This window comes from Microbacterium wangyouchuni, from assembly GCF_051546305.1.
Classification (GTDB): Bacteria; Actinomycetota; Actinomycetes; order Actinomycetales; family Microbacteriaceae; genus Microbacterium.
In genome coordinates this window covers 530,829-555,584 of record NZ_JBPTMA010000002.1, presented here as the reverse complement: position 1 = coordinate 555,584, position 24,756 = coordinate 530,829, and the positions used below count along the sequence as shown (strand labels likewise).

The window sequence follows — 24,756 nt, the reverse complement described above, 5'->3', positions numbered from 1 at the left end:
ATCGGGCTTCAGTGCCGGGCATACCTCGCTATGTTACCGGCCGCGGCCCGTGCCAACGTGTGGATATCGCTCTCAGAGAAGTTGCTCAGTATGTATATACTCAGAAACGACTTCAGGAGGTCGCCATGTCTGTGCGTCAGAGCTTGCTCGCCATTCTCGATCAGGGCCCGTGCTACGGCTATCAACTACGCCATGAGTTCGATCGACGCACTGGGTCGACGTGGCCGCTGAACGTCGGGCAGATCTACAACACCCTCGAACGCCTCGAGCGCGACGGTCTCGTCGAGCGCGGCGAGGCGGATGATCAGGGGCACGTGTACTGGGAGATCACGGATGCCGGATCGGCTGAGGTCGCCGAGTGGCTCTCCTCCCCTGTCATGCGCACCCAGGCGACGCGCGATGAGCTGGCGATCAAACTGGCGGTAGCGGCGACTCTGCCCGGCGTGGATGTCAGCGCGGTCATTCAGGCGCAGCGTCGTGCTTCGCTGTCACATCTGCAGAGCCTCCAGAGGGCGAAATATGCGGGAGGCGACCCGGAAGGCCCAGCAGAGCTCGCCTGGTCGCTCGTGGTGGATTCGATGATCTTCTCGGCGGAAGCCGAGGTGCGCTGGCTCGATCACACTGAGCAGCGTCTTGCCCTGCATCCGCACCATGCCATGGGTCTGGAGCTGGCGACCGAACGCCCCAAGCGCGGACGCCCCGCGGCCCAGAAGGCCACGGCACAGGAATCCACACGATGACCGAGACAGTTCTGCAGCTGGTCGGCGTAACGCAGCAGTACGGGCATGGCGCTATGGCGGTTTCCGCGCTATCCGGCGTCGACCTCGAAGTCCGACAGGGCGAGCTCGTGGCAATCATGGGCGCATCCGGATCCGGAAAGTCGACTCTGCTGTCCATCGCGGGAGGGCTGGCGACCCCGACCACCGGCGAGGTGATCATCGAGGGGTCCCACCTCAGCGAGCAGTCCCGCGCGCAGCTGGCGAAGCTGCGTCGCCGGTCACTGGGATTCGTCTTCCAAGATTTCAACCTCATCCCCACGCTCACCGCGATGGAGAACGTCACTCTTCCACTCGAACTGGATGGGTTCCGTGGCAGGGTCGCGCGTCGCGCGGGCAAGGATGCCCTCGCATCGGTGGGCCTCGGCGACAAACACGATTCCTATCCAGACGATCTGTCTGGCGGTCAGCAGCAGCGAGTCGCAATCGCGCGCGCCGTCGTGGGCGGTCGGCGCCTCATCCTCGCCGACGAGCCCACCGGAGCATTGGACTCGGTCACCGGCGAAATGGTGCTGAAGATGCTGCGAGCGCGAGTGGATGCGGGTGCAGCAGGCATCCTGGTCACCCATGAGGCCCGCCACGCTGCGTTCGCCGACCGCGTGGTGTTCCTTCGTGACGGACGCATCATCGACGAGACGCGGCACTCGGATGCCGACGTGTTGCTCGCGGGTGCGTCGCGGTGAGCGCAGCCGCCCGGTGGCGGGTCGCCTCCCGGCTGGCACATCGCCAGGTGCGGCGCACGATCTCATCGAGTGTGCTCATTGCGACTCTCATCGCGCTTCCGATCGCTGGAATGGCGGCGTTTTCCATCGTCATGTGGAGCACGACTTCCACTCCCGAGGAGGCGGTGAAGGCCGAACTCGGTGAGATGCAGGCCTGGGTGCAGCCGGTCGGTGTGCCAGGTACCGGGTTCTGGCAGGCTCCGGCAGAGCCCGGGTGGAACGGATATCCATTCGAGAACAATCAGATGACCATGCCCGAGGGAGATCCGCTGTCGGATCCGCTCACCGCACTCCCGGCTGGAACCGAGTCGATCGCCGTGACCGAGGGCCAGGTCCGCGTGAGCACGGCTGCTGGCGTGGCGACGCTGCCCGCCTGGAGCGGCTCAGTCTGGGACGACCGCTTCCACGGCCGCTTCGATCTCATCGCTGGACGCGCGCCTGCAGCCTCCGACGAAGCCCTCGTGACCCCTGCCGGGCTGGAACGATTCGGAGTCGCGATCGGCGGTGACATCACGATGGCCGACTCCCCCGAGTCGTTCACCGTGGTCGGGACGATCGCGGCCGCCGGTGTCCCCGCTGACCAGACCGCGCTGTTCCTGCCGGACGACGTTGCCCTGACCGGCACGACAAAGTGGTTCCTGCCCGAGGAAGCCATGAGCTGGGAGGACGTGGAAATCCTCAACGAGCAGGGCATCGTGGCCTACTCGCGAGAGGTCGTGCTCGATCCACCTGAGGCGACGAAGTCTGATGAATGGTCCTCGTCCAGCGGCTCCGATGTCGCGGCGCAGGGCCTGTTTATGATGCTGGGCGCGGCCGGACTGTTCGCCGCGTATGTGGTGATCATGCTGGCCGGCGCCGCGTTCTCCGTCGCAGCAAGGCGCCAGCAGCGGTCACTCGCTGTCGCCGCAAGCGTCGGCGCGACCGGCGCCGACCTCAGACGGACGATCGTTCTGCAGGGAACCGTTCTCGGTCTCGCCGGCGGCCTGATCGGGCTCGCAGTCGGCACTGGCCTTGCCGGACTCATCATGTGGATCACTGATGACGGCTCGGGGACTCGTTACTGGGGCTTCCACATGCCCTGGGCTGTCCTTGCCAGCATCCTGATCTTCTCCCTTCTGGTGGGAACAGCCTCGGCTGCAATCCCGGCACGAACAGTCGCACGCTCTGACACTTTGAGCGCCCTGCGCGGCGCGCGACGGCCGCAGAGCCCGCGCGCGTCACGGCCGATCTGGGGCTCGATCATCCTTCTCATCGGTGTGGGCATCACCATCGTGAGTGCTGTGATGATGGCCTCGATCAATGCGATCTCGCCGGCAGATCTGCCACTGGATTCGCCGGTGCGCGCCATCCCGCCCTTCGGCATCGTCATCGGGCCGATCCTCGTGCAGATCGGGATCCTGCTCTCCGGTCGGTGGTTGCTCTGGCTTGCTTCGCGCGTCCTGTCATTCGTCAGCCTCGCCGCACGCCTGGCATCACGGGATGCCGCGGCAAATGCCGCGCGCACGGTGCCGGCCTTCGCGGCGATCGGAGCGACGGTTTTCATCGCGGTTTTCGCGCTCTCGCAGTCGTCGATGCAGACCGGCAGCAGCGCACGGAACTGGTATTACCAGGGCCCGGTCGGCTCTCTGTCCGTGGAGTTCTACCCGTCCGGCAACGGAATCGTGATGCCAGTGACCGCCGCACAAGCCGATGAGTCCGCTGCAGCAGCGGTGGAGCTCGTCACGGACGCGGGCGCGACACGCGTCGGGATCATCCGCGCCCAATCGGAGCCCGGTTACTACCCGTCGCCGGAAGACATCCCAGCCGAGGATCAGTGGATCATGGCACTGTTGCCCGAGGAGCACCTCCTCGATCCGACGACACAGGATTCGCACCACTTCAACGGCCGGTGGCCGACGAATCCAGTTTCTGTGATCGAGCCCAACGAGCTGTCAACCGTGCTCGGCATCGATCTCTCATCCGCACAGCTCAGCGAGTTCCATGCGGGAGGAGCCCTCGTCACGGACCCCCGTTGGGTGACCGACGGCACCATCGACGTCGCGGCATGGACTGCACGCGAGTCCCACGAGGGACGCCTTCCGGACAACATCTGGATCCGGCAACCGGAACAGCCAGACGTTGCGGAGCCCCAATGGGAACAGCGCATCGACGCGATCACGGTCGAGGCCACACATGCACCCGTTGCTGTCGCAGTCACACCCGAGACCGCCGAACGCCTCGGAATGAATGTGCAGCCGGTCAAGGTGATCGCCGTGCCGGCCGAGCCACTCGAGAACGAGGACATGGATCGCGTCTACTCCCAGGCCGACCTGCTGAGCAGCCCCGAGGTCAGCCTGGCGCCGTACTACGAACGCGGTCCGTCCGAGGACATGTTTTGGATGGTCCCCGTCCTCCTCGGCGTCACGGTGCTCGTACTCGGCGCATCCGCGGTTGCGCTCGGTCTCGCGCGGTTCGAGCGCAGGCCCGACGATGCCACACTCTCAGCGGTGGGCGGCACTCGAGGGCTGCGACGGCGCATCGGATTCTGGCAGGGACTCATCATCGCCGGTTTTGGCACGATCGCCGGCGCAGCGGCGGGTGTTCTCCCGCCAATCGGCTTCGCGATCCAGTCCCGCGGGGACCTGATCGTGTCGGATATGCCGTGGCTCGTGCTTGCGCTGCTCGCAGTCGCACTGCCGCTGCTCATCGCCGTGGCATCCTGGTTGATCCCGCCCCGCGCTCCAGACCTCACCCGCCGCACAGTCATCGCGTGATGCTCAGCGAGATGCCCAACAGAATAAGTAGGATCACTGTATGGCCGGTTTCTGGGGTAAACGCAAGCGCGAACAAGAAGAACGAGCAGCACAGGACGCAAGTCTCGCGCGCAACGCGGAGAAGGCACTGGTTGCGGCTGACGAGCGCGTCCGCACCGCCGGCGACGAACTCGCCTTCGCCGAGGCAGAGCTCGGCGCCTCGCTCACGAAGGATCTGAAGACAGCGCTGGATGCTGTGCGCACGCACCTTCGCGAGGCTTTCCACCTGCACCAGCTCAACCACGACGAGATCCCCGATACCGATGAGGAGCTGCGCACTCGCAACGCCCGCATTGTGCAGCTGTGCGAGTGGGCCGAAGATCTGCTCGATGAGAAGACGGCAGCCCTCGCGGACGCGGTCTCAACCGTGCGCAACGCGCCGAAGGTGCGCGAAAAGGTGCGCGCTGACGCGGAAAAGCTGACCGCACGCCTGCCCCAGGCCCGCAGCATCATCGATCGTCTCGCCAGTCGTTACGCCGAAACTGCCGTGCAGCAGGTCCGCAGCAGTGCCGACGAAGCCGAGCAGCTGATCGCGTTCGCCGCCCACGGCGCCGATGTCGCTGAGCGCCGCCGCGCGGCCCAGCAGAACGAAGAGGCCAACCTCGCCCTCGAAACGGCAACCGAGGCGATCCGCCGAACCGGAGCGCTCCTCGACGCCGTCGAAGACTTCGAGATCGAGGCGCTGCGCGCAGAATCGACGCTCGCCGAGGTGGTCGCCGACTCCCGCGGCGACATCATCGCCGCACGAAATGCCCCGAAGGTTCCGGCGGTTTCGGCTGCCATCGCAGATTTGGAAGCAGCGCTCCAGGCCCTGAGCCCCGCCGGTTCCCGCAATGATCCTTTCGCCGAACTGTCCCAGCTGCGCACGGCGAACGCTGCCCTCGACGAGGCAATCGCGAAGGCGAACTACCGCGTACAGAACCCGCTGCCCAGCATCGCCCATGTGCAGCACTCCCTCGACGACGCCGACCGTCAACTCGCCGTAGCCCGCAGCCTGATCTCCGGACACCGCGGATGGATCGGCGCCGATGCTCGCACGCGCCTCGCCGAAGCGGAGCGTCTGCGCATCGACATCGGCGAACTCGTGCAGGCCGAGGAGACTCGCGAACAGGCTCTCACCGCCTCCCGCCGCGTCGCCCAGCTGGCCTCCGAGGCTCTTCAGCTCGCCCAGCGCGACATCGACTCGTCCCGTCCGCAGCAGCAGGGCTGGGGCGGCGACAACTGGGGCGGTGGCCGGCGTGGTGGTGGCGGTGACATCATGGGCGGCATCATGGGCGGCCTGGTCATCGGCAGCATCTTGGACGGCATCTTCGACTGATGCGCAAAAAGGCGGGCCCTTCGAGGAATCGAAGGGCCCGCCTTTTTTCTTAGGAAGCCAGTGCCTCCTCAGGCGGAGCCTGTGCGGTCAGTGAGATCACACCGTAGTCCCAGCCCTTGCGCCGGTAAACGACACTCGGGTGGTCGGTGCGGACATCGACGAACAGGAAGAAGTCATGTCCGACCAGTTCCATCCGGTCGACAGCTTCTTCAACGGTCATCCATTCAGCATCGAAATTCTTGGTTCGGATGACGACGGGCGAGTATTCCTCTTCCTCGTCGTTCTGGATCGGCACCGCACCGGTCGCCACTGCGCGCAGGACATCGACAGACGCGGGCTGGACATCGATCCCCTCCAGGGCCCCGCTGCCCTTCTCGTAGTGCGCACCGCGCGGATGCTGGCGTCCATCGACCCGCTTCTCCTTCGCACGCCGCAACTGCGTGGACATCTTGTCGACGGCGAGATCGAGTGCGACGAATTTGTCGCCGTCGACAGCCTCCGCACGGACGACCGGGCCCTTGCCGATCAGGGTGAGTTCGACAGTCTCATCCGGCACACGCCCACCTCGATATGCGCGATGCGTGACTTTCACATCCAGCCGCTGGGCTTTGCCCGCCAACTGCTGGACACGAGCGATCTTCTCCTCGACGACGGTTCGGAAGCGATCGGTGATACCCACTCCGACGCCAACGATGCTTGTTTCCATTGCTGTCTCCTTGTCCCGGTCCTCCCGGCCAAGGGCGGACCGTTGTCGCCTTGTGACCCCCACCGTAGTACCCACCACCTCAGTTGTCACCAGTCATTTGACTCACGTTCACATTCGATTGCCGGTGCCGGGGAGTCGCAGCGAGCGTGACCGCTCCGCACACCCGTAATCCCGCGTCGTTGAGCGCCCTGGCCGCTTCATCAAGCGTTGCCCCGGTCGTGACGACATCATCGAAAAGCAGCACATCACGCACACCCCGGGCGTGTCGCGCACGCATACTTCCTGCCACGTTGGCACTGCGTTCCGCGATACCCAGGCCACGCTGATCAGCGGTTCGACGGGTCTGTGTGAGGGCGCGTTGCATCGGCAGCCCGGCTCGTCGCAAGAGCAGCTCCGGTACCCGATATCCGCGGCGCCGAAACGCTGTGCGCCCCGTTGGCATCGGGACGAGCACGGCAGCGGGCAGATCGGCTTCTGCCACCGTTGCTGCCACAGCCCTGCCCAGCGGGCGCGCCAGCAGCGTCTCACCATCTTCCTTCAAACGCCGGATGCACCGTGCCGGCACCCCGTGAAATGGCAACGCTGCGATCACCGGTAGCCCTAACGGAGTCTGCAACCGCACCGGGTCAGCATCCAGCTCTTCCCGACATTGCTCGCACAGCAGCGTTCCGGAAATGTCACAGCCGGCGCAGCATCCGGATAACAGGAATGCTGCCAGCTCATCCGCGAGCGCGACCCACCAGGTTCGGTTGTCCATTCCCCGATTGTGCCGATGCGCGCAGCATCCGCCCGCGCACGATCCCGGACTCTGTCGACAACCCGAGCTGACCAGGAAACCGTGCAGAACTACTGGCCGGCGCGGGTGCCGAGCACCAGCACGTCCGACAGCCCGATCTGCCACGTCGCGCCGCGCTGCGCGAAAAGCACGCCGCTGTCGTTGAGAATACGCACGGCCGCCACCGTCTTTCCGCCGGAGATCGCCTTCGCTCCTTCCGGCGCGGCAGCAAACATTCCAGGGCCACCGACATCCTGCGTGAGCACGACACGGTTCTCCCCTGCCTCGACCAGCACGCTCAGCTGTTCTTCACCCACCCACGACAGCCCGAGCGCCGCAGAATCCAGCTGAGCCACCATGTGCAGGGGTCCGAGTGCCACCGGCACATTGTTCTGGTCACGCTGGATCGCCGCAAGCGCGACCCAGTGCTGCTGCCCCACCATCACGACAGCCGCGATCCGTGCGCCAGCTGGGCCTACCCTGATCTGCGAAACCGACGAGACATCAGGAAAGGCGTCGATGTCGTCGCTGGATGTGACATCGGCTTGCCAAGCGATCAAATCCTGCGGCGCGTTCGAGGGCACCGACCAGGTGTAGCCGTAGGGGTCCATCGAGGGCTTCACGAGCTGCGGCCGGGAATCGAGTTCGTCGATGCGTCCCTCGGAGACCGTGAAGATCACGCCCGTGTCCAACTGCACCGCCGCGCGCGTGCCATCGGCTGCGACATCGGCAGCAGTCACCGACGCACCGAGTTCGACGATCTGCGCGCTGATGTCGTCGTACGGGGTGATCTCATCACCGACATAGACGCCGAAGGCAGCCTCGGTGAGCACCACAGTGCCCGGCTCGGGCCGGACGTTGCTGATGCTGGCTGTGCCCGCGTTCAGGTCGCGCCCGTTGACCGTGAGCCGAACTTCGCTGACGCCTGCGGAGCGCAGCGTCGATTCCAACTGGGTGCGCATGCGCGAAAGTTCCGTGGCCCCGAGCTCGAGCGCATTCGCGGTCAATTCGACCGTCGCCACCTTGTCTGAGCTCACCGGCACCGCATCACGCGCCAGCGCAACATCGTTGGGGAAGGCCGTGCGAACGGCCGTAGCCAGCCATTCGCTCGGTGCATCCTCCAGCAGCGCCAGCGTCAGAGTCGTGACGATCTGCGGACGACGCGGATACCAACGCACATCCGGAATCAGATGAGACCAGCCCTGATCGAAGTACTGCAGCGAGTGACGGCGGAATACCTGGGTGAAGGCCTGTGCATCCAGCACGATGCCATTCGCCGCACGCGTGATCCGCCACTCGCCTTCCTCGTTCTGCGCGACCTCGTACGACGTGACGGCCTCATCACCGGAGAGTTCCGTGTACGCACCGATCTCATTGACGCGCGCGACCTGCTTCAGCGCGACATGCACGTCTCCGGAATCGGCGGTCTCCATCTCACCGTTCAGATCGGCCGTGAACTCGCGGCTCCCCGCTCCGGAGTCGATCGTGACTTCGACGTTCGGCTTCCAGGTTGCGGCCAGTTCAGGACTCAAGAACTGACGTGCCGTTGCCCAACTGTCCGTCGGCGTGATCGCGGCATCCAGGAAACCCTCGACGATCTCCTCCGGGCTCGCGCCGTCCAGCGGGCCAGCAGCGATCTCGCTGACGTCCGGTGGGAGGTCGGTGTCACCCAGAGGCAGTCCCGGTGCGACATCTCCGCTGCGCGGGAGACCAGCGCAGGCGGTGAGGGTGAGCGCGACGACTGCGATCACGCTGACCAGAAAACGGCGCCTCTTCGAGATCATGGCTTCTCCTCACCGGTCTGCACGGAATCAGTGAAGTACAGCTCGCGCAGCTCTGTGAGCTGGATCGGCTGGGTCGCCCGACTGACGTCGGGAAGCAGCTCCTGCGGTTCGATCGCCACAGGCGACTCTCCGCCGATCGCGCCCGGTACGCGCGGCAACGTCAGCACGAAGTTCGTTCCCACCGCCAGCTCCGACCACACCGCGAGCGTCCCGCCGTGCAGGCGGGCGTCCCCCAGCGCGATGGACAGGCCCAAGCCGGTGCCGCCGATTGTCCGCTGACGCGAAGGATCAGCACGCCAGAACCGGTCGAAGACGCGCTCGGCGTCTGCCGGGCTCATCCCCAGTCCGAAATCGCGCACTCCGACAGCCACAGCGTGCTGGTTGCTGTCAACAGTGACCACCACCGGCCGGCCTTCGCCGTGCTCGATGGCGTTTCCGATCAGGTTGCGCAGCACACGCCGTACCCGACGGGGATCCATTTCGGTCGGCGAGTATCCCCCCGGGGCGATCATCCGGATCTCTGTACCGCGTTCCTCTGCCAGCGGACGCATCTGATCGATGATGTCCTCCGCGAGTTCTGCGAGACTCGTCGGCTCAAGCTCCAGCTGCACGGAACCTGCGTCGTAACGGCTGATCTCCAACAGGTCCGATAGCAGCGTCTCAAAGCGCTGCACCTGCGTGTGCAGCAGTTCTGCCGTGCGATTCGTGGTGGGGTCAAACTGATCGCGCTGGTCGTTGAGCATGTCTGCGGCCAGGCGAATCGTCGTCAGGGGCGTGCGCAGCTCGTGCGAGACATCCGAAACGAAACGCTGCTGCACGAGGGACAGCTCTCCCAACTCTTTGATCTGCGACTCAATGCTGTCGGCCATCGCGTTGAAGGAGCGCGCGAGGGTCGCCAATTCGTCTTCGCCGTAGACAGGCAGGCGCACCTCAAGATCGCCGGCGGCGAGCCGAGCACTGGTTTCGGATGCCTCGATGATGGGCCGAGAGACCAACCGCAGCACCGTCCAGGAGATACCGGCGACGATTGCGATGAGGATGAGCCCGGCGGCCCACAGTGTGCTCTGCACGAACCGCAGCGTCTGCTCGGAGTCTGCAAGATCGTAGGCGATATACACCTCGAATGCACCGAAGTCCGGCAGCAGAAGCTGCTGACCGACGACGATCGCCGGGGCTTTGGTGCCGTCCGGCATCGGCAGCTCGACGGACTGCCAGGACTGCCGTTCGGGAAATGCGACCACCCATTCGCGCAGCGCCGGGGTGATCAGATCGCCACTCAAACCGATGGTGAATCCGCGCACGCCGCTTCCGACGGGAACTTCACCAACCGTGAACACGGCGATGTGCGAAGAGGATGCCGCACGCGGAATGGTCTCCTGCACATCGCCCCACACCCCACGCAGCGCTGAGCTGTCGTCGGTCACCTCAGCCGAGTCCAGAATCGTCTGCGCGGCCGCAACGGCGCTCCTGGCATCGCTGAGCACTTCGGCGCGTCGCGATTCGAACAGGTTGTTCTGAATGACCAGCGCCATCGTCAGGCTGGTGACGAAGATCGCGAATGACGTCAACAGCAGAGTGACCGAGATCGTACGGAACCGCAGTGAACGTCGCCAGAGGTTGCCGATCGTCTCCGGCCATCCCCGCCAGTCGCGCGCGATCGCGACCGTTGTCGTCGTCGCGCTTGTCGCGGCCAACGCGATCTCCTAGCCGACGCTCCCGGCCCGATAGCCGACGCCACGAACCGTCATCACGATCTTCGGCGCGTCGGGATCAAGCTCGACCTTCGCCCGCAGACGCTGCACATGAACATTCACCAGACGCGTATCTGCTTTGTAGTGATAGCCCCAGACCTGCTCCAGCAGCATCTCGCGTGAGAACACCTGCTGCGGTTTGGATGCCAGCGCAACGAGCAGCTGGAATTCCAGCGGCGTCAGCGGAATCGCAGTCGTGTCCCGACGCACTTCATGCGCATCGACGTCGACGACCAGATCTCCGATCCGCAAAATCTCGTTGCTCGTTGTCGGCAGCGGTCGCAACCGGGTGCGGATGCGTGCGACGAGCTCCTTCGGATTGAAGGGCTTGACCATGTAGTCATCGGCGCCCACTTCCAGCCCTCGGACCACATCGGCAGTGTCACTGCGCGCGGTGAGCATGATGATCGGGACGCCGGATTCGGCGCGGATCCGCGTGCAGATCTCGATCCCATCCATCCCCGGCAACATCAGATCCAGCAGCACCAGGTCCGGGCGCTGGGTGCGCCACTGTTCCACTGCCAACGCACCGTCAGCGCAGAACACAGGCTCGAAGCCCTCGGTTCGCAACACGATCCCGATCATCTCGGCGAGCGCGGTGTCATCATCGACCACGAGGATCCGTGAGGTCATCTGATCCCAGCCTCATCTTTCTAGCCATGTGCGCCACCACACGGGTGAAGTCGGACGCAACTTTTTCCAGCGTACTTCATGACAACGTTTGGATCACGGTAGCGCCTCCGGCGCTTCTTCAGTGCGGCCGTGGGTGTGACACGATGGATCTGCACGTCGGAGGGAGCGCCATGAGCGCACAGAGTTGGACGCCAGCCCCGAAACCGGGGCTTATTCCGTTGCATCCGCTGAGTTTCGGTGCCCTACTGGGCAAGCCTTTCGCAGCGCTGCGCCACAACCCCAAGGTGTTGTTCGGGTTCGCTATCGTCATCCAACTCATTGTTGCGGCCATCACCGCCGGTGTCATCGGCACGGTTATGTTCGCCACCTTCATGCGGTTGGAGTCCATCTCCCCCAGCAGCCCGGATTTCTACCCGGTCATGTGGGGAACGATCGCCATCAATGGTGCCGTCGCGCTCGTCATGGGCCTGGTGAGCCTCGCATTCACCGCGGTCATGCAGGGCATTGTCGCCGCGAACGTCGGATACGCGGCACTCGGAGAGAAGGCCTCGCTCGGACGGCTCTGGCGACTGATGCGACCGGCATTCTGGCCGCTGATCGCCTGGAGCCTGCTTCAATCTCTCGCAACGCTGCTCGTCGTCGCCATCATCGGTGGAATCATCGCCCTCGGATTCCTTGCCGGGGCAGGCGGTTCCGCGTCAGCTGTCGGCCTCACCGTCGTCGTCGGCATCCTGGTCGTGCTGGCGATGATCCCGTTGGGCGTCTGGCTGGCCACCAAGCTGCTGTTGGTGCCATCGGTGCTGGTGCTGGAGCGAGTCGGCATCCGCCATGCGCTCGTGCGTTCCTGGCGCCTCACGCGGGGCCGCTTCTGGAACACTTTCGCGGTGATGCTGCTAATCGGCTTGATCATGAACACCGCAGTGGGACTGGTGAGCGTTCCGCTCTCGTTGCTCGGATCGATGATCGGCGGAGTGATTGCTCCGGGCGGCCCCAACGAAGCATCCGAGATCGGTGCTTTCGCTCTCACGGCCATCGCTCCGCAGCTGCTGACATACGTGCTGCAGGCCGTCGCGATCGTCGTGCAGTGCGCTGCCGCGGCATTCATCTACCTCGACTGCCGGATGCGGTACGAGGGGCTCGACCACAGCCTGATCGGTTACCTGGATCGCCGGGACCGCGGCGTCGACGCGCAAGAACTCGGTGATCCGTTCGCCGTCGATCCTGAGCGTGCCATCGGCCGGACACCACCGCCGCAGCAGCAGTTCGTGCCCCCGTACCAGCAGCCGTACCAGCAGCCCTACCAGCCCGCCGGATACGCGCCACCGGTTCCCCCGCCTGCGCCGGCGCCGCCTACCTCCCCGCCGCCTACTTCCCGGCCGCCAGCAGCGCCCGGGCAGTGGGCTCCTCCGGGGTCAGGCAGTGCATGATCCGGTTCGACGCCGATCCTTTCGCCCCCGACGGTGAAGAAGCCCGACGCTGGGCCGAGCAGGAACTTCAGAACCCGCGCTACGCCGACGCCAAACCGACCTGGTTCGACTACCTCGCAGAGGATGTCGCAGAATTTATCGCCACCCTGTTCTCGACGCAGACTGGCGAACAGACCGGCAATGTCGCACTGATCATCGTGACGGTGGTAATCGTGGCGGCACTCATCACGGTGCTGCTGCTGTGGGGCAAGCCGCGCCGGTCACGTCGCGTCCAGCGCACGGGCTCGGAGCTGCTCGGCGAAACCGATGATCGTTCGGCCGCTCAGCTGAGAGCCGAAGCCGAGCGCAGTGCGAAGAGCGGCGATTGGGATGCGGCGACAGTGCTGCGCTTTCGCGCGCTGGCTCGCGCGCTCCTCGAACGCGACATCATCAGTCCTGCCCCGGGCGCGACGGCACAGGGCATCGCGCGGGAAGCTTCCCGCGCCTTCGACGCGCATCACGATGCCCTGGCATCCGCCGCTGAAGCCTTCGACGACGTGCGCTACCTGCGACACCCGGCGTCCGCAGACAGCTACCGCGCTCTTGCTGCCACCGACGACCTGCTCACGAACCAGCACCCTGCGGCGGTGCCGGTATGACCAGTTCTGGAACAGCGGTCAGCGAGAAGGGTCGTGTGCGCTCGGCTCTCGGCTGGGTAGCGATCGCCCTCGTCGTGGTCGTGTTCGCGCTCTTCATCGGCAGCGTCAGTTTCAACACGCCGGATTCGCGCGGACTTCTCGATCCCGAGAGTGCGAAGCCCTCCGGGGCACTCGCCCTCGCCGAGCTGCTGCGCGATCAGGGTGTCGAGATCACCGTCACCCGCTCACGCACCGAAGCACGAGCCGCTATCAGCGACGACACCACTGTCGTCATGGCCGATCCGCTCAATCTGTCTGATGAGGCCGTGATCGAACTCCTGGAACCGGCACACCACACGGTATTCCTCTCCAGCGCTGCTCGAATGCTGCGGTTGCTGGATCTGGGGACGAACGCCGAGTCCTCGGCAGGCGAACTCACCGCTGAGTGTGCGCTGCCCGAGCTCGCCCATGTCGGTGCCATCCGACCGGAACGCTTCTTCGCCCCCGCTGCGGACGTGACCGGATGCTATCAAGATGCCGACGGCAACGCCGGGCTGCTCGTCGATGACCGCGGTGACACTCGCACCGTGTTCCTTGAAGGCAGCGACCTGTTCAGCAACGAGTACCTCGCCGAAGACGGCAACGCGGCGCTGGGTCTGGCGTTGCTCGCGCAGACCGGAAACGTCGTGTGGTACGTGCCGTCGTTGGCCGACACCGACCGAGAGGCACAGAGCGTCGATACGCTCGCTTCGCTCACCCCGGAGTGGGTGACGCCTGCGATCGTGCTGCTGCTCCTGGCCGGCATCGTTGCAACCGTTGCCTACGGCCAGCGCTTCGGTCCGCTTGTCGCGGAGACGCTTCCGGTCACCGTTCGCGCCTCGGAGACCATGCATGGCCGCGCCCATCTCACGGCCAAGGCGTCGGATGCTGCGCACGCCGCCGCCGCGCTGCGCGAGGGGACTCTGCGTCGCCTGGCCAAACGGCTCGGGCTGACCGCTCGTTCCACCGCCGCAGAAATCGCAGATGCGGCATCCGATCGACTACGCATCCCGCGCGGTTCGCTGCACCGCCTGCTCACCGACCCGCTGCCCGAGAACGACCAAGATCTCATTGAAACTGCCCGTCAGCTCGCCGAACTGGAAACGGCGATCGACAATGCTGTGCACGTGGAAAGGAAAACACCGTGACCGATACCGCCCCTGAGGCCGCATTCGACGAGGCACAGCTGCGAGATGCCATGCACCGCGTGCGCACGGAGATCGACAAGGCCGTGATCGGTCAGGCTGGCACCGTCACCGGGTTGCTGGTCTGCCTGCTCTCGCGCGGACACGTCCTCCTCGAGGGCGTTCCCGGCGTCGCCAAGACCCTGGTGGTGCGCGCGTTCGCCCGTGCCCTCGGAATCGACACCAAACGCGTGCAGTTCACCCCGGATCTCATGCCGGGAGATGTGACCGGGTCGCTCGTCTATGACGCGCGCACGGGTGAGTTCGAGTTCCGTCAGGGACCGGTATTCACCAACATCCTGCTGGCGGATGAGATCAACCGCACGCCGCCGAAGACGCAGGCGGCGTTGCTGGAGGCGATGGAAGAACGCCAGATCTCAGCAGACGGCACCAGCCGCGATCTGCCTGATCCGTTCCTGGTCGCTGCGACACAGAACCCGATCGAGCACGAAGGGACCTACTCACTGCCTGAGGCCCAGCTCGACCGCTTCCTGATGAAGCTCGTCGTCACGATGCCTGAGCGCGACGCCGAAGTCACCGTGTTGCGTCTGCACGCGAACGGCTTCTCCCCGCGTGCGCTCACCGGTGTCGAACCGGTAGTCAGCGCAGCGGAGATCCGCGCTGCTCAGGATGCCGCGGCACGCGTCGACGTAACCGATGAAGTTCTCGGTTATGTGGTCGATCTCGCCCGTGCCACCCGGGAATCTCCGTCTGTACTGCTCGGGGCGAGTCCACGAGCATCCACAGGACTGCTCGCCGCGGCCAAGGCTTGGGCCTGGCTGAACGCCTCCACCGCGGTCACACCCGATCACGTGCAGACCATGCTGGTGCCGTGCTGGCGTCACCGCCTGCAGCTGCGCCCGGACGCCGAGATGGAAGGCGTATCGGCGGATGCTGTGTTGGCCTCGGTCATTCAGCAGACGCGGGTGCCGATCTAAAGTGTTCGTCTCTCCTCGACTCGCTCTGGTCACCGGTCTCGGTGTCTTGCCCCTCGTCGCGCTGACCGCGGCGGGGTTGCCGGTGTGGGCTGTGCTTGCCGGTTGGCTCGTGCTGTGCTCCGTGCTGCTGGCAGTCGATGTGACGGCGGCAGCGAGTGCACGCACGATCACGGTGACCCGGCGCGTACCCGCGCGCGGCAGGATGGGCGAACCCGTCGAGACGAGCATTGCCCTGCACAACCATGGCTCCCGAACACTGCATGCCGTGGTCCGCGATGGCTGGCAGCCGACGGCCGGCGCGAGCGCCGAGCGCCTGCGCGTGCTGGTTCCGGCCGGGGAGCGTCGCCGCGTAAGCGTGCCGCTGCTCCCCCGCCGCCGTGGCGAGTTGGCGAGCGAGTTCGTCTTCGTCCGATCGCGCGGTCCGCTCGGGCTCGGTGGCAAGCAGGCCCGCCACGAGGTTCGCGGTGCGCTGCGAGTTCTCCCGGCGTTCGTTTCCCGCAAGCACCTGCCTTCCCGACTTGCCCGACTTCGCGAACTCGATGGCAACACGAGCATCCAGGTGCGCGGTCAAGGAACCGAATTCGACTCGCTGCGCGACTACGTGCGCGGCGATGATGTCCGCTCAATCGACTGGCGTGCCACGGCGCGTGCTGGCACCACGATGCTGCGCACCTGGCGGCCCGAGCGCGACCGGCACGTGGTCATCCTCATCGACACCGGCCGTACGTCCGCGGCCCGCGTCGGCGACGGTACCCGGTTGGAGGCCGCCCTGGAGTCGGCACTGCTGCTCGGAGCACTGGCGACCCGCGCCGGCGATCATGTGCATCTGCTGCTGTACGACCGCGCGGTGCGTGCACGCGTGACCGGAATCGACGGGACCGCACTGCTGCCGGCGATGACGGATGCGATGGCTACGGTGCATGCGCGGCTGGTCGACACGGACTGGTCTGGTGCGTTCGCCGCCATCCGCACGCTGACGACGCGCCCCTCGTTGGTCGTCGTTCTCACCGCTCAGGATGCCGCGGAGTCGGCACGCGGCTTCCTCGGCGCATTTCCCACGCCGTCGCGTGCGACGACAGTGCTGGTCGGCTCGGTGACCGATGAGTCTGTTGAGAAGCTGGCGCAGCAGCGCGGCTCGCGTGAGGAGATCTATCTCGCCGCTGCGGCTGAGCGGACCCTCCGCGACGCGGAGAACGTAACCGATGCCATTCGCCGCGCGGGTGGTGAGGCCATCGCCGCCGATCCCGAGGCGCTGCCACCGCGAATCGCCGACCGCTACCTGGAACTCAAGGCCGCGGGACGCCTGTGACTGTCGGCCACCGATCGCAGTAGAAATGAACCATTCTTTATTGTGAATGATTCATCTTTATGGGAGAATGGGGCCATGAACACCATCGGCACGATCGAAGCTCCTGAGCGGTTGCGTGCCGCCGGGCTTCGCGTGACGATGCAGCGGGTCGCGGTGATCAACACCCTCACCGCACGCCCGCACGCGTCTGCGGAGACAGTGCACTCCTCGCTGCGTTCGATTCTCAGCGGAGTCGCACTCCCCACCGTGCACAGCATCCTGGGCGATCTCACCGGCGTCGGGATCGTCCGACGAGTCAGCCTGCCGGATGCGCCGAGCGCGCTGTACGAGGTGCAGCACGCCGACGACAACCACCATCATCTGCAGTGCGTGGAGTGCGGTCGCGTCGAAGACGTCGCCTGCGCCGTCGGCGAAGCACCGTGCCTGCATCCATCCCATGACCACGGGATGCGCATCCTCGAAGCCTCTGTGACCTACCGAGCCATCTGCTCTGATTGCGAAAGGAAGAAGTGAATGACTGACAAGACTTTCACCACCACCCAGACCGGCACGCCCGTCGCCAGCGACGCGCACTCGCTGACGAACGGTGCTGACGGCACAACCGCGCTGCACGACCGATACCTGGTCGAGAAGCTCGCATCGTTCAACCGTGAGCGCGTGCCGGAGCGCAACCCGCACGCCAAGGGGGGCGGCGCATTCGGCGAGTTCGTCGTCACCGAGGACGTCTCGCAGTACACCCGCGCAGCCGTCTTCCAGAAGGGCGCGAAGAGCGAGACACTACTGCGCTTCTCGTCCGTGGCCGGCGAGCAGGGCTCCCCGGACACCTGGCGCGACGTCCGCGGTTTCTCGCTGCGCTTCTACACGACCGAGGGCAACCTCGACATCGTCGGAAACAACACCCCGGTGTTCTTCATCCGCGACGGCATCAAGTTCCCGGACTTCATCCACTCGCAGAAGCGGCTGGGCGGCTCGGGGTTGCGCAACGCCGACATGCAATGGGACTTCTGGACGCTCTCTCCCGAGTCCGCGCACCAGGTGACCTACCTCATGGGCGACCGCGGACTGTCGCGCTCCTGGCGCCACGTCAACGGCTATGGCTCGCACACCTATCAGTGGGTCAACGCTGAGGGCGAGCGCTTCTGGATCCAGTACCACTTCATGTCCAAGCAGGGCGTAGAGCCGATGTTCGCCGATGAGGCCGAGCGCCTCGCCGGAGAGGATGCGGATTACTACCGCCGCGACCTCTACGAGGCGATCGAGAAGGGCGACTTCCCGGCGTGGGACGTCTACGTCCAGGTCATGCCATACGAAGAGGGCAAGACCTACCGATTCAACCCCTTCGATATCACCAAGACCTGGTCGAAGAAGGACTACCCGCGCATCAAGGTCGGCACCTTCACGCTGAACCGCAACCCGCAGAACTTCTTCGCCGAGATCGAGCAGGCTGCCTTCTCGCCCGGCAACCAGGTTCCCGGCACCGGCATCTCCCCCGACAAGATGCTCATGGCGCGCGTGTTCTCCTACCCGGACGCCCAGCGCTACCGCATCGGCACCAACTACAACCAGCTACCGGTCAACCAGCCGCACGCTGCCCACGTCAGCAACTACATGCACGAGGGCAACATGCAGTACCACTTCAACACCGCCGAGCACCGCGTCTACACGCCGAACTCGTACGGTGTTGCGGGTGGACCGCAGGCAGACCCGCAGCGCGGTGTCGAGGCGAGCTGGGAAGAGGACGGCACACTCCTGCGCAGCGCTGCAACCCTGCGCTCCGAGGACGACGACTTCGGACAGGCCCGCACGCTGGTCAACGAGGTCTTCACCGCTGAGGAACGCCAGCGCTTCATCGAGACGCTCGCGGGTCAGTACGCGGGGCTGACCGTCCCCGCTATCCAGGAGCGCTTCTTCTGGTACTGGGGCCAGGTCGACCAGAAGGTCGCGGACGACATCCGTGCCGTGGTCGCGGCGAACGGCGGATCCGAGCCGGAGCCCGTCGGCGTCGGCGAGTAATAGCCGCAGATTCACTCGGTAGCCGAAGGGCCGGATGCGCATGCATCCGGCCCTTCGGCGCGCCTACAGTGCAAGATATGCGAGTGGGTGGATGATGTGCCCTGAAATGGGTCGTGTCCGACTCGAACTGACGAGAGGGAATCTCATGAGTGAATCGCTCGCCGAAGCAACACCCGCAGCGCCGTCAACCGGAGCACGGCTCACGGCTGAAGCACTCGGCACCTTCCTGCTGGTGTTCGGCGGTGTCGGCACGGCGTTATTCGCATCCAACCACTTCACCGACCCCGGATCAGGCTCTGCGGTTTACGTCGCCGTTGCCCTCGCGTTCGGGCTCACGGTCGTCGTGGGCGTCTACGCCTTCGGCCCGATCTCCGGCGGCCACTTCAACCCGGCCGTCAGCCTCGGACTCGCAGCAGCCGGGCGCCTGCCCTGGCGAGACGTGCCTGCTTACATCATCGCGCAGGTCATCGGCGGCATCATCGCCAGCACCGCGCTGGTACTGATCGGCATCTTCGGGCCTGAAGGCTGGCTCACGGGCGCGCAGGATGCTGGATTCGCCAGCAACGGCTGGGGCGAGCACTCCCCCGGTGGATTCGGTATGTGGTCAGCGATCGTGATCGAGGTCATCCTCACCGCGATCTTCCTCTTCGTGATCCTCGGCACGACGCACAAACTCCGCCCGACGCCTTTCGCCGGCCTCGCCATCGGCCTCACGCTGACGCTCATCCACCTCATCAGCATCCCGGTCGACAACACCTCGGTGAACCCGGCACGTTCCATCGCCGCAGCCATCTACGGCGGAGCCGGTCCCCTTGCTCAGCTGTGGGTATTCCTTGTCTTCCCTGTGGTCGGCGCTCTGATCGCCGGCTTCGCCTACAAGACGCTGCTGGACGGCACGAAGCACCTCTGAGAACGAAGCACCTCTGAGAATCATGCACCTCTTGATTACCCGGCGACGAGCTGCGGCGTTCCTGCCTCGTACTCGAGCAGGTCGCCACGCTCGCCCCGCTGGTAAGCGCGGCGTCCGACGAGAAGCATGTAGGCGAGGAAGACCCCCAGCGCGGCAGCTCCGATACCGATCTTGATCGGCCACGGTAGCGACCAGCCGGTCACGAAGCCTTCGACGAGCCCGGACAGGAACAGCGCGAACACCAGCCCGATGGCCACTGTCGCCAGTGCCCGCCCCTCCTGCGCGAGAGCCGCTGCCCGCGTGCGGTGCCCCGGTGCAGCCCAGGCCCAGAAGATGTGGAGCCCTGCGGCAGCTGCGACGAAGATGCTCGTCATCTCGAGCATCCCGTGCGGAAGGATGTACAGCACCATCACATCCGCGCGATCGTGCGCAGCCATGATTCCCCCGGAGACACCGATGCTGAACGCATTCTGCGCGATCATGTAGATCGGCCAGATGCCGGTGACGCCGAACAGCACGCACTGCACGGCGATCCACGCGTTATTGGTCCACACCATCCCCGCAAACACGGCCGCGGGGTTATCGGTGTAGTAGCCGGTGAAGCTCTCTTCGGCGTACTGCTCGAGGAAGTCCGCCGGCCCGAGGCTGGCTACCAGAGCCGGGTCGCTTGAGATCCATGCAGCGACACCGACCGAGATGGCGATGAATGCCAGTGCGATGACCAGCGTGGTCCAGCGGAGGCGATACAGTGCGGCCGGAAGCTGATCGGTGAAGAACCGCCCGATCTGACTGAGGATGCTGTCGGATGCACCGGTCAGACGCAACCGCGCCTTGGCCAGAATCAACGAGAGGTAGGCACCCTGCGGGGACTCGCCGACCGAAGTCTTCAGCTCGGCAAGATCTGCCGATGCCGCCCGGTACCGGACGATGAGCTCATCCACTCCGCCACCGTCGAGCCGCTGACGGCTGAGTTCGTCCAGGCGTTCCCACTCGGCACGTCGTGCATCGGTCAGGGCATCAGCATCCACCTGATTTACTGTACTCATGTCTACGCCGATCGACACCACGGACGAAGTCCTCTCCGGCGAAGCCGTTGCCATCGATGTTCAACCGCTCGGGTTCTTCATGCGCGCACTCGGCGCGCTCATCGACATGGCCGTCAGCTGGGTGCTGTTCCTGCTGTTCCTGTGGTTGCGCGTATGGCTTCTCGCCACCGGTATCGTGACGCCGGCGATCGACGGCATCGTGAACATCGTCGCGATCGTGGTCTGCTTCGTCGTGGTGCCGATCGTGGTCGAGCTCGCACTTCGCGGCCGGAGCCTCGGGAAACTGGCCGTCGGCGGACGCATCGTTCGCATGGACGGCGGGGCCACCGGATTCCGCCACGCTTTCATCCGAGCGCTGATCGGCGTTCTGGAGACCTATATGACCTTCGGCGCGATCGCCCTGCTGGCCGGGGCGTTCACGGCCCGCTCGCAGCGCCTGGGAGACCTCGTGGCCGGCACCTACAGCCAGCGCGTGCGCACCCCGAAGCTCATCCCCCTCGTCCCGGTCATGCCCGAGTCGCTCATCGGCTGGGGGCAGATCGCCGACGTCGCACGGATGCCCGATCGCCTCGCCCGTCGCATCTCGCAGTTCTTGCAGCATGCCGAGCGCATGTCGCCCTCAGCGCGCGCGAAGATCGCTGCGGAACTCGTCACCGAGACGGCCGAGTACGTCTCCCCGCAGCCGGCTGCCCACCCGGAGCAGCTGCTCATAGCGATCACCGTGCTGCGCCGCGAACGCGAGCGGCGGGCACTGGCCATCGCCGACGCGCGCGCGGAGAAGCTCTCCGGGCGCCGCGTCGGCGTCTGACGCCACTACCGGTCAGAACCGGATCGCGTCGATCACCTTCACGCGCAGCGCAACCATCGCGGGGATGAACCCGGCAACCGCGCCGACGATGACCGATGCCACAAGCCCGGTGACCGCGGCGCGCATCGGGAACGGTGGCACATCCTGCATCCCCTGGAACATCGCCGGAACCACCCAGTCTGAGCGCAGCACCGCGACGACGATCGCGATGCCGATGATGCCCGCGACTGTCGTGGCAACCAGGCTTTCCAGGAGCACGGAGACGAAGACGCGACCCGATGTCGCCCCGAACGCGCGCCTGACGCCGATCTCTCGCACTCGCTGGCGCATGGCGACCAGCTGAATGTTGATGAGACTCAGCGCACCGAGTCCGAGAATGAGCACGGCGATCCCGCCGGTGATCATCTCGAAGGTCCGCATGGAATCTTCCATGCCGGGTTGGGAAGCCCAGTCGCTGCGGTTCACCATGACTGACTGCCCTTCGGGGAGGCCAGCACGCAGATCCATCGCAAGCACGGGTCCGATTTCGGATGCTTGCTGCTCCGTGACCCACACCTCGTGACGGGGCATCACTTCCGGCGGGAGCTGATCGACACGGGCGGTGTACGCGTCGTAGAGCACGTCGATGCGCACCTCTTCATCCCAGATGCCCTGTTTCGGAGTGACCCCGACCACCTGATAGGTGCCGCCAGCATCACCGAGGATCGTGAGAGTCGGATGCTGGTTCATCGGCGTGCGACCGATCAGATCCCAGAGCGGCTCGGTGATGACCACCGGGGGCGCAAGCGCCGCTTCATCCCCTGGCCGGAACGCGCGACCCTCCAGCAGCTGCTCACGGTGCATCTCGGCATAGAGCGGGTCCAGCAGCCTGCCGCTGACCTCCCGCACTCCGTCCGGGAACTGCGCACGGAACATTAAGCCGTCAGCAACGCGCGCCGTGTGTGTGAATTCGAATCGTTCGCTGACTCGAGAAAAGCGGTCGTCGAAGTCCGCGAAATCTACCGGAGCGCCGTTATCGCTCATCACGGAAACGGCGATCGTCGCCGCGCGGCCCCCGTAGCGATCGGACTGTTCGACCTGGAACTGCCGCTGATACTCCGAGAAGGCGACCACGGCTGTCAACGCGGCAACGGATACGGCGATGCCGATGAGGCTGAGCAGCACCCGTAGCTTGTGCACGCGGATCTCGGCCCAGGCGTCGGAGAACGCACCGATAAACCCGCTCATGCCGTTGCCTCCGAGGGGACGCCGGCAGCCAGCGTGGATGCTTCGAATGCCCGGCTGAGATCCACCGGGGCGAGCCTGCCCGCCTCCAGCCGGTAGTGCCGTCGTGCGCGCGCAGCGACGTGCAGGTCATGGGTGATGGTCACCAGCGCGGCTCCGGTCTGTGTGGCGACCTCATCCAGAAGCTCCATCACGGATGCCCCGGTGTCGATATCCAGTGCGCCGGTGGGTTCATCCGCGAGGATCAGCATGGGGTTTCGCACCAGCGCCCTGGCGATTGCCACGCGCTGCTGCTCGCCGCCGGACAGACGATCGGCGATCTGATCGATTCGGTGCCCGAGCCCCACCCGCTCGAGCATGTCGGCGGCGAGCTCCCGGCGCTTCCAGAACAGCCGTCCGCTGGCATGACTCAACGGCATCATGACGTTATCGATCGCTGTTCGACCGGCGAGCAAGTTGAACTGCTGAAAGACGAATCCGACGTTCGCGCCGCGCAGGCGATCGAGTCTGCCGCTGCTCATCTTGCGGACCGGGGTGCCCTCGAACGACACCGAACCCTCGGTGGGGGCATCCAGCATCCCGAGAATGTTCAGCAATGTCGATTTGCCGGAGCCGGAGCGTCCGACGATCGAAACGTGGTCGCCGGCATCCACATCGAGACTGATCCCGCGGAGAATCTCCAGCCGCGAGTCATCGGCGAGCAGAACGCTCTTGGAGATGCTGTCCAGTGAGACCAGGCTCACCAGCTCATCCCACTTTCGCACTGTTCGACACCGGGTTCGATCTCATAGCAGTATTCCTCGACCGGGGCGACGAATCCGGGCACGAACTGGCGCACCATCTCGCCCTCTTCGAGCCCTTCGACGACCTCGACGGTCGTGCCATCGCTCACGCCGAGTGTCACGGTGCGCTCCTGCGGATCTTCGCCGTCACCGGCATCGACCCAAACCACACCGGAGCCGGATCCGCCTTGCACCGCGGTCACCGGGATGACGAGCGCATCCTCCACCTGCCCCAGGGCAAGATCCATCTGCGCGGGAAGACCGGCGAAAACGGTCTGCTCAGCGGGAATCGAGCACTGCACGCTCGCTCCGCCTTCTGCTGTCACCTGCACCTGCACACCCGTGCAGGCAAAAGGCGCAGGTCCGCCCGTGATCGAGACGGTCGCCTCAGCCGGAGCGTTCACCAGTCGATACAACTGCACCGGTTCGACGGCGGCTACCAGGTGGTAGCGAGCCGGCGACAGGGTCACGACGTCACCGCCAACGGATACCTGCTGCCCCTTGATGACAGCGATCTCCGACAGATCGCCCGCCTCGGGAGCGACGATGTCGATGTTGCGCACGGGGTCGTCCTGCTTCACGGTGAAAAGCACCCGTCCGGCAGCGACGGCGCCACCTCCGACGTGGACGGCGGTGACCGTGCCGTTCACCTCGCTGCGTACCGGATAGGCGTTGTCACGTGCGACGTTGCCGCTCAGCGACAGCTCGTTGATCACGGAGCCCCGCTCAACGGGCATGACCGGATCGGTGATCTCGGCCCCTGGCCCCATGGCCGCGGCCTGAGCCTCAGGGAAGAATGCGAGTTTGACCAGCCCTGCCGCGCACGCGCCCAGGATGATCACGAGCAGGATGGGGAGAATCCATCGACGCCAAACGACCACGGAAGCCTCTCTGGAGGCTCCACGGTGGTGCGTCCGGAATCATCATAGTCATAAATGCTTTCCAGGTATGCACTTCATTTGCGTGCATGTAACGCGGTTTCAGGCGCGCAACGCCTCATGGCGGATGACGAGCCAGCCGGCCGGGACCGAGAGCCGGTCGGCATGCTGCGCGCAGAGATCATGAGCGTGCGGATGGTCCGTGCCACCCAGGGGTCCGAGGGCCGCCATCTGATCACCGTAGTCAAACGTCAGCGTCGCGACCGCTTCGCGTGCGCAGGTGACCTTGGAGCAGATTCGTACGTCCATCTCTGTCAGAGTAGA

The 24,756-nt window shown here is 65.3% G+C and carries 23 protein-coding genes; 13 read left to right on the top strand and 10 right to left on the bottom strand.

Features of this window, described 5'->3' with window-relative positions; genetic code table 11:
• Positions 1-125 precede the first annotated feature (125 nt).
• From ACSS7Z_RS05940 to ACSS7Z_RS05925, 4 genes are read left to right on the top strand one after another with little or no spacing between them, the layout of a single operon-like run.
• The gene (locus tag ACSS7Z_RS05940) at positions 126-740 is read left to right on the top strand and encodes a PadR family transcriptional regulator (protein WP_438253555.1); all 615 of its coding nucleotides are present in this window, start codon (positions 126-128) and stop codon (positions 738-740) included.
• A complete protein-coding gene (locus ACSS7Z_RS05935; protein ID WP_438253554.1) occupies positions 737-1,459 on the top strand; it encodes an ABC transporter ATP-binding protein in 723 nt (240 codons plus the stop codon). The genes ACSS7Z_RS05940 and ACSS7Z_RS05935 overlap by 4 nt, the downstream gene beginning before the upstream one ends.
• Positions 1,456-4,251: an ABC transporter permease gene (locus ACSS7Z_RS05930; protein WP_438253553.1), complete on the top strand. Its 2,796-nt coding sequence runs from the start codon at positions 1,456-1,458 to the stop codon at positions 4,249-4,251. Before ACSS7Z_RS05935 ends, ACSS7Z_RS05930 begins: the two co-directional genes overlap by 4 nt.
• Before the next feature lie 40 nt (positions 4,252-4,291).
• Positions 4,292-5,608, top strand: coding sequence for a hypothetical protein (locus ACSS7Z_RS05925; RefSeq protein WP_438253552.1), 1,317 nt, complete (start codon positions 4,292-4,294; stop codon positions 5,606-5,608).
• A 49-nt stretch (positions 5,609-5,657) separates the two neighbouring features.
• Here the strand turns inward: ACSS7Z_RS05925 and hpf are convergent, their stop codons facing one another.
• The 5 genes from hpf to mtrA form a co-directional block, all read right to left on the bottom strand.
• Positions 5,658-6,314 (bottom strand): ribosome hibernation-promoting factor, HPF/YfiA family, encoded by a 657-nt coding sequence (hpf, locus tag ACSS7Z_RS05920; protein ID WP_438253551.1) that lies wholly within the window; start codon positions 6,312-6,314, stop codon positions 5,658-5,660.
• Positions 6,315-6,393: 79 nt separating this feature from the next.
• Positions 6,394-7,071: a ComF family protein gene (locus tag ACSS7Z_RS05915; RefSeq protein WP_438253550.1), complete on the bottom strand. Its 678-nt coding sequence runs from the start codon at positions 7,069-7,071 to the stop codon at positions 6,394-6,396.
• An 89-nt stretch (positions 7,072-7,160) separates the two neighbouring features.
• A complete protein-coding gene (locus ACSS7Z_RS05910) occupies positions 7,161-8,873 on the bottom strand; it encodes an LpqB family beta-propeller domain-containing protein (RefSeq protein WP_438253549.1) in 1,713 nt (570 codons plus the stop codon).
• Positions 8,870-10,567 carry an MtrAB system histidine kinase MtrB gene (mtrB, locus tag ACSS7Z_RS05905; protein ID WP_438253548.1) on the bottom strand — a complete coding sequence of 566 codons (1,698 nt, stop codon included), beginning with the start codon at positions 10,565-10,567 and terminating at the stop codon, positions 8,870-8,872. The genes ACSS7Z_RS05910 and mtrB overlap by 4 nt, the downstream gene beginning before the upstream one ends.
• A 9-nt stretch (positions 10,568-10,576) precedes the next feature.
• The gene (mtrA, locus tag ACSS7Z_RS05900; protein WP_438253547.1) at positions 10,577-11,257 is read right to left on the bottom strand and encodes an MtrAB system response regulator MtrA; all 681 of its coding nucleotides are present in this window, start codon (positions 11,255-11,257) and stop codon (positions 10,577-10,579) included.
• A 170-nt stretch (positions 11,258-11,427) separates the two neighbouring features.
• Between mtrA and ACSS7Z_RS05895 the strand changes: the two genes are divergently transcribed.
• The 8 genes from ACSS7Z_RS05895 (at position 11,428) to aqpZ (ending at position 19,694) form a co-directional block, all read left to right on the top strand.
• Positions 11,428-12,684 carry a DUF7847 domain-containing protein gene (locus tag ACSS7Z_RS05895; RefSeq protein ID WP_438253546.1) on the top strand — a complete coding sequence of 419 codons (1,257 nt, stop codon included), beginning with the start codon at positions 11,428-11,430 and terminating at the stop codon, positions 12,682-12,684.
• Complete coding sequence (locus ACSS7Z_RS05890; RefSeq protein WP_438253545.1) at positions 12,681-13,322, top strand: DUF4129 domain-containing protein; 642 nt, start codon at positions 12,681-12,683, stop codon at positions 13,320-13,322. Before ACSS7Z_RS05895 ends, ACSS7Z_RS05890 begins: the two co-directional genes overlap by 4 nt.
• Entirely contained in the window at positions 13,319-14,488 is a 1,170-nt protein-coding gene (locus ACSS7Z_RS05885; protein ID WP_438253544.1) for a DUF4350 domain-containing protein, read from the top strand. The genes ACSS7Z_RS05890 and ACSS7Z_RS05885 overlap by 4 nt, the downstream gene beginning before the upstream one ends.
• 50 nt (positions 14,489-14,538) lie before the next feature.
• Positions 14,539-15,462, top strand: coding sequence for an AAA family ATPase (locus ACSS7Z_RS05880; RefSeq protein WP_438253709.1), 924 nt, complete (start codon positions 14,539-14,541; stop codon positions 15,460-15,462).
• A gap of 1 nt (position 15,463) precedes the next feature.
• A complete protein-coding gene (locus ACSS7Z_RS05875; RefSeq protein ID WP_438253543.1) occupies positions 15,464-16,771 on the top strand; it encodes a DUF58 domain-containing protein in 1,308 nt (435 codons plus the stop codon).
• 75 nt (positions 16,772-16,846) lie between these two features.
• Positions 16,847-17,284, top strand: a complete 438-nt coding sequence (locus ACSS7Z_RS05870; protein ID WP_438253542.1) for a Fur family transcriptional regulator — start codon at positions 16,847-16,849, stop codon at positions 17,282-17,284.
• Positions 17,285-18,784: a catalase gene (locus ACSS7Z_RS05865; protein ID WP_438253541.1), complete on the top strand. Its 1,500-nt coding sequence runs from the start codon at positions 17,285-17,287 to the stop codon at positions 18,782-18,784.
• 145 nt (positions 18,785-18,929) lie between these two features.
• Positions 18,930-19,694, top strand: a complete 765-nt coding sequence (aqpZ, locus tag ACSS7Z_RS05860; RefSeq protein ID WP_438253540.1) for an aquaporin Z — start codon at positions 18,930-18,932, stop codon at positions 19,692-19,694.
• Between the two features lie 35 nt (positions 19,695-19,729).
• Here the strand turns inward: aqpZ and ACSS7Z_RS05855 are convergent, their stop codons facing one another.
• Complete coding sequence (locus ACSS7Z_RS05855) at positions 19,730-20,722, bottom strand: stage II sporulation protein M (RefSeq protein WP_438253708.1); 993 nt, start codon at positions 20,720-20,722, stop codon at positions 19,730-19,732.
• Positions 20,723-20,738: 16 nt separating this feature from the next.
• On the opposite strand from ACSS7Z_RS05855, the gene ACSS7Z_RS05850 reads away from it, so the two are divergent.
• Complete coding sequence (locus tag ACSS7Z_RS05850; RefSeq protein ID WP_438253539.1) at positions 20,739-21,548, top strand: RDD family protein; 810 nt, start codon at positions 20,739-20,741, stop codon at positions 21,546-21,548.
• A 12-nt stretch (positions 21,549-21,560) separates the two neighbouring features.
• On the opposite strand, the gene ACSS7Z_RS05845 is transcribed toward ACSS7Z_RS05850, so the two are convergent.
• The 4 genes from ACSS7Z_RS05845 to ACSS7Z_RS05830 form a co-directional block, all read right to left on the bottom strand.
• Positions 21,561-22,775: an ABC transporter permease gene (locus ACSS7Z_RS05845; protein ID WP_438253538.1), complete on the bottom strand. Its 1,215-nt coding sequence runs from the start codon at positions 22,773-22,775 to the stop codon at positions 21,561-21,563.
• Positions 22,772-23,515 carry an ABC transporter ATP-binding protein gene (locus tag ACSS7Z_RS05840; protein ID WP_438253537.1) on the bottom strand — a complete coding sequence of 248 codons (744 nt, stop codon included), beginning with the start codon at positions 23,513-23,515 and terminating at the stop codon, positions 22,772-22,774. The genes ACSS7Z_RS05845 and ACSS7Z_RS05840 overlap by 4 nt, the downstream gene beginning before the upstream one ends.
• On the bottom strand, positions 23,512-24,435 hold the full coding sequence (locus ACSS7Z_RS05835; RefSeq protein ID WP_438253536.1) for a permuted SH3 domain-containing protein: 924 nt from the start codon (positions 24,433-24,435) through the stop codon (positions 23,512-23,514). Before ACSS7Z_RS05835 ends, ACSS7Z_RS05840 begins: the two co-directional genes overlap by 4 nt.
• A gap of 99 nt (positions 24,436-24,534) precedes the next feature.
• Positions 24,535-24,741 (bottom strand): DUF3499 family protein, encoded by a 207-nt coding sequence (locus ACSS7Z_RS05830; protein ID WP_438253535.1) that lies wholly within the window; start codon positions 24,739-24,741, stop codon positions 24,535-24,537.
• Positions 24,742-24,756 lie beyond the last annotated feature (15 nt).